This is a genomic window from Aquimarina macrocephali JAMB N27, assembly GCF_000520995.1.
In the GTDB taxonomy this organism is placed as follows: domain Bacteria; phylum Bacteroidota; class Bacteroidia; order Flavobacteriales; family Flavobacteriaceae; genus Aquimarina; species Aquimarina macrocephali.
The window spans coordinates 1-1,379 of sequence record NZ_JACA01000061.1; the positions used below are offsets into that span (position 1 = coordinate 1).

A 1,379-nucleotide genomic window follows, 5' to 3' on the forward strand; every position below is an offset into this window, starting at 1 on the left:
TGTTTACGATTTTTGTAAAGTTTAGTTTCCAAGCCCTTGTCGAAAAAAGCTTTGAGAACTGATTTGTGTCTACTTTTTTTTCCATATGTTTTTAAGATTGATTATTTAGAGGCGAAATATATCTTAGAGTTATGGTATTACCATCATTTGGATTAATAAAGTATCATATATGGATATTTTAGTACTATTTCTTACACATCCTCTCCTCATTTTAACAAACCGATGAAAATTATATAATTACCTAAAACATTGAAATTAAGTGTAGATTCCTTTGGATAGTAAGTGAAGAAAAACTGTCCTAAATTAATAAACCAAGTGGTTTCTAAAGAGTTCCTTGTTATATTAAAACATAAGAGATACGCTTTACACATATATAAATAGGTATGTTCATGTACTCTTTTTACAACCTATTTTATTAAAGTTGATTTACTTCTTGTTTAAAGTGGTACATGTTTTTTATATATCTACTTAATTATGTGCTCATGTGATAGTAAGCAATTTTTAGATAGATCAAAACCGTTTAAAAAAAGCCTATCTAAAAGCTCTACTTATCTATAATCCATAGAAAATGCTTTTTTATTCTATACTTACCCTATAGAGATGTTATTTTTTAGCATAAAAAACACTTCATAAAATGAACATATTTCCTTTTAAAAAGAAAAAAAACTAAAAAAAACTAAAAAAGAATAAAAAACACTGAAATTAAGTCCAAAAAATGAAAACATATCCCAATACTGTAATTTTATTGCAACTAACATTTATTAGTTTTTATAAAAAAAAATACTAATAAAAAACACAAACTTTACAATGAAAAATTACAAAAAGCACATGCTTTGGATAAGCATGGTAGCAGCAATGGTATTTGTACTCAAAATGAGTGCACAACCCGTAAACCTAATTACAAGTAGTAAAAACAGCACTTCTTCTATTTCAAAAAGCAAGCAAGCTTGTGAATGGGGAAATGATTTTCTCACTCCTACTGTAAAATTCACTGATTTTGATGGACAAACCGAAGGATCTCGAGTATTTAAGCAGGTAATTCTTAATGCAGAGTCTTACATGAAACAACGTTGCCTGGATGTTGCTAAAATATTATATCGTAACTCTGCAGATGCTCCTAAGTTTAGATTATTAAACTTTAACCTCAAAAACGAAGATTTTGTAGCTCACAAATTTGGAGATGGTGATCAAATGACCATAGAAGTAAGCACACAACATCTGGCTAAAATCTATAGGGATTCTGGTAATGATTCTCAGGTTATAAAAGATGAGATCGATGGTATTTTATTTCACGAAGTAACCCATGGTTATAACTATTCGCCAACTACAGGAGGAACTTATGACGGGTCTTCTCCTTTTTGGGCATATACTGAAGGTAT

Annotated in this window: 1 protein-coding gene; it reads left to right on the top strand. The window is 29.2% G+C overall.

What is annotated here, in order from left to right; all coding sequences use genetic code 11:
• Nucleotides 1-807: 807 nt before the first annotated feature.
• The coding region (locus Z054_RS0125645; protein WP_206538814.1) for a basic secretory protein-like protein at nucleotides 808-1,379 on the top strand (572 nt) is incomplete at its 3' end.